Origin of the sequence: Micromonospora sp. NPDC005553, assembly GCF_042871765.1 — a bacterium.
GTDB lineage: Bacteria > Actinomycetota > Actinomycetes > Mycobacteriales > Micromonosporaceae > Micromonospora.
Genome location: NZ_JBIAJD010000003.1, coordinates 502,854 through 506,994 on the forward strand (window position 1 = coordinate 502,854; position 4,141 = coordinate 506,994).

The 4,141-nt window shown below is 67.1% G+C and carries 1 protein-coding gene; it reads left to right on the plus strand.

From position 1 onward, the window contains the following. Positions 1–611: 611 nt before the first annotated feature. Positions 612–4,043, plus strand: a complete 3,432-nt coding sequence (locus tag ACFYPG_RS14870) for a DNA-directed RNA polymerase subunit beta (protein ID WP_355005678.1) — start codon at positions 612–614, stop codon at positions 4,041–4,043. The last annotated feature ends 98 nt before the right edge of the window (positions 4,044–4,141 follow it).

Here is a 4,141-nt window from a genome sequence, read left to right on the forward strand (position 1 = left end):
CAATGCCGGTGGTGGGCCCCCCAAACCCACACACCAAATTCACTTCCCTACAAAAAACCGCGCCCCCGGCGGGGGGGGGGGGGCCCCGCGGGGGGGGGGGGGGGGGGCCCCCCCCCCGCCCCCCCCCCCGCCGTATTTGTGGATCTGGCTGCGACCGGTCCTGAGCTGGGCTCCGACCATGGGTACCCTTGAGCCGAACGAGCGTGGCGGGTCGCCCTCCAGTGGGAAACAGGGGACAACCGGGATGCCGGCCCTTGACGCGGCCCGGGGCTGCCAGGCACGCTGACACCAGCAAGACACCGCGCTTGCGACGGCCACGACGTGGGTATGACAGCGGCGGCACCATCAGCCGCTGTAACCCGAGCGGCCCAGTGGGGAGTTGCGTTCTGAGCGGCCCGGCAGACCCCGGTTGACGGGGGCCGAGGCACGCTCCGCAAACAACCTGCGGGGTGGGCTGGACAGCGGTTAGCCTCTCGGCTACACTGCTAGTTTGCGCTGCCTTCCGACTTGACCCCTGCTCGGAAATGTCCGTTTACGGATATTTCTGGTGGGGTCATTGGAGTGCACGCGTACCAGCCGTTCTGCAGCACCGGTCCTCGGAAGGACGCATCTTGGCAGCTTCCCGCCCTGCGAAGACCAGTCGTACGTCGAGCGCATTCGCTCCCCGCCGAGTTTCATTCGGCAGGATCACCGAACACCTCGAGGTCCCCAACCTCCTTGCCATCCAAAACGAGTCCTTCGACTGGCTCGTCGGCAACGAGGGTTGGCAGGGCCGGTCGGCGGACGACCCGCACGCACGCTCGGGTCTCGCGGAGATCCTTGAAGAGATCAGTCCCATTGAGGACTTCTCCGGCACCATGTCACTTTCCTTCTCTGCGCCGCGCTTCGACGAGGTCAAGGCCTCGATCGAGGAGTGCAAGGAGAAGGACCTGACCTACTGCGCTCCGCTCTTCGTGACCGCGGAGTTCACCAACAACACCACTGGCGAGATCAAGAGCCAGACGGTGTTCATGGGTGACTTCCCGATGATGACGCCCAAGGGCACCTTCGTCATCAACGGCACCGAGCGCGTCGTGGTCAGTCAGCTCGTCCGGTCTCCGGGCGTGTATTTCTCCAAAGAGCCGGACAAGACCTCCGACCGCGACCTCTCCAGCGTCAAGGTCATCCCGAGTCGGGGTGCCTGGCTGGAGTTCGACATCGATAAGCGCGACACGGTCGGCGTACGCATCGACCGCAAGCGTCGGCAGGCCGTCACCGTCCTGCTCAAGGCCATCGGATGGTCGGCCGAGCGAATTCGTGAGAAGTTCGGCTGGTCCGAGCTGATGATGACCACGCTCGAGAAGGACCACATCGCCGGCGCCGACGAGGCTCTGCTCGACATCTACCGCAAGCTGCGCCCTGGCGAGCCGCCGACGCGCGAGAACGCCCAGACCCTGCTCGACAACCTCTTCTTCAACCCGAAGAGGTACGACGTCGCCAAGGTCGGGCGCTACAAGTTCAACAAGAAGCTCGAAGTGGGCGTGCCGATCACCACCGGCACGCTGACCGAGGACGACATCGTCGCCACCGTGGAGTACCTGTGCCGGCTGCACGCCGGTGAGGACGGCTACGAGGCCGACGACATCGACCACTTCGGCAACCGGCGCCTCCGTACCGTGGGTGAGCTGATCCAGAACCAGGTTCGGGTCGGCCTGTCCCGGATGGAGCGGGTCGTCCGCGAGCGGATGACCACGCAGGACGTCGAGGCGATCACCCCGCAGACCCTGATCAACATCCGCCCGGTGGTGGCGGCGATCAAGGAGTTCTTCGGGACGTCCCAGCTGTCCCAGTTCATGGACCAGACCAACCCGCTGGCGGGCCTGACCCACCGGCGTCGGCTGAGCGCGCTCGGCCCGGGTGGTCTGTCCCGGGAGCGGGCCGGCTTCGAGGTCCGCGACGTGCACCCGTCCCACTACGGCCGGATGTGCCCGATCGAGACGCCGGAAGGCCCGAACATCGGCCTGATCGGCGCGCTGTCCACCTTCGCCCGGGTCAATCCGTTCGGCTTCATCGAGACGCCGTACCGGAAGGTCGTCGAGGGTCGGGTCACCGACCAGATCGACTACCTGACCGCGGACGAGGAGGACCGGTTCGTCAAGGCCCAGGCCAACGCGCGCCTGAAGGCTGACGGCACGTTCGCCGAGGACCGGGTGCTCTGCCGTCGTAAGGGCGGCGAGACCGAGGACGTCGTCCCCGGCGCCGTCGACTACATGGACGTCTCGCCCCGGCAGATGACCTCGGTCGCGACCGCCATGATCCCGTTCCTCGAGCACGACGACGCCAACCGGGCACTGATGGGCGCGAACATGCAGCGCCAGGCGGTGCCGCTGGTCAAGGCCGAGGCGCCGCTCGTGGGTACGGGCATGGAGTACCGGGCCGCTGTCGACGCTGGCGACGTGGTGGTCGCCGAGGTCGGCGGTGTGATCGAGGATCTCTGCGCCGACTACGTCACCATCCACCAGGATGACGGCCACCGCCGGACGTACCTGCTGCACAAGTTCCGCCGCTCCAACGCCGGCTCCTGCGTCAACCAGAAGCCGGTCGTCTTCGAGGGCGACCGCGTCGAGGCCGGTCAGGTCATCGCCGACGGTCCGTGTACCGACGAGGGCGAGATGGCGCTCGGACGCAACCTGTTGGTGGCGTTCATGTGCTGGGAGGGCCACAACTACGAGGACGCGATCATCCTGTCGCAGCGCCTCGTGCAGCAGGACGTGCTCACCTCGATCCACATCGAGGAGCACGAGGTCGACGCTCGGGACACCAAGCTCGGTCCGGAGGAGATCACCCGCGACATCCCGAACGTCAGCGAGGAAATGCTCGCTGACCTCGACGAGCGCGGCATCATCCGGATCGGCGCCGAGGTGGTCCCCGGTGACATCCTGGTCGGCAAGGTCACGCCCAAGGGTGAGACCGAGCTGACCCCGGAGGAGCGCCTGCTCCGCGCGATCTTCGGTGAGAAGGCGCGTGAGGTTCGGGACACCTCGCTGAAGGTGCCGCACGGCGAGACCGGCACGGTCATCGGTGTGCGCACGTTCTCCCGCGAGGACGGCGACGAGTTGCCGCCGGGTGTCAACGAGCTGGTCCGGGTCTACGTCGCCCAGAAGCGCAAGATCCAGGACGGCGACAAGCTCGCCGGCCGGCACGGCAACAAGGGCGTCATCTCGAAGATCCTGCCGGTCGAGGACATGCCGTTCCTCGAGGACGGCACCCCGGTCGACATCGTGCTCAACCCGCTCGGTGTGCCGAGCCGGATGAACATCGGCCAGGTGCTGGAGACCCACCTCGGTTGGGTCGCCAAGACCGGTTGGAAGGTCGAGGGCGACGACACCGAGTGGAAGCGCCAGCTCCGCTCGATCGACGCGCACGAGTCCGAGGGCGACACCAACGTGGCCACCCCGGTCTTCGACGGTGCCCGCGAGGAGGAGATCTCCGGTCTGCTCGAGTCGACCCTGCCCAACCGGGACGGCAAGCAGCTGATCGGCCGTACCGGCAAGGCGCAGCTCTTCGACGGTCGTTCCGGTGAGCCTCTGCCGGACCCGATCGCGGTCGGCTACGTCTACATCCTGAAGCTCAACCACCTGGTCGACGACAAGATCCACGCTCGCTCGACCGGCCCGTACTCGATGATCACGCAGCAGCCGCTGGGTGGTAAGGCGCAGTTCGGTGGTCAGCGTTTCGGTGAGATGGAGTGCTGGGCGATGCAGGCGTACGGCGCTGCCTACGCCCTGCAGGAGCTACTCACGATCAAGTCCGACGACGTGCTCGGCCGAGTGAAGGTCTACGAGGCCATCGTCAAGGGCGAGAACATCCCGGAGCCGGGCATCCCGGAGTCGTTCAAGGTGCTGCTCAAGGAGCTGCAGTCGCTGTGCCTCAACGTTGAGGTGCTCTCCAGCGACGGTGTGGCCCTGGAAATGCGCGAGACCGACGACGAGGTGTTCCGGGCCGCTGAGGAGCTGGGCATCGACCTGTCCCGGCGCGAGCCGAGCTCGGTCGAAGAGGTCTGAGGTGAGCGGTCGGGGGGGGGGGGGGGGGGCCCCCCCCCCCCCCCCCCCCCACCCCCGGTAGACACCCGAGAACCTGCGCGCCGTCCGGTCGGGAGGCC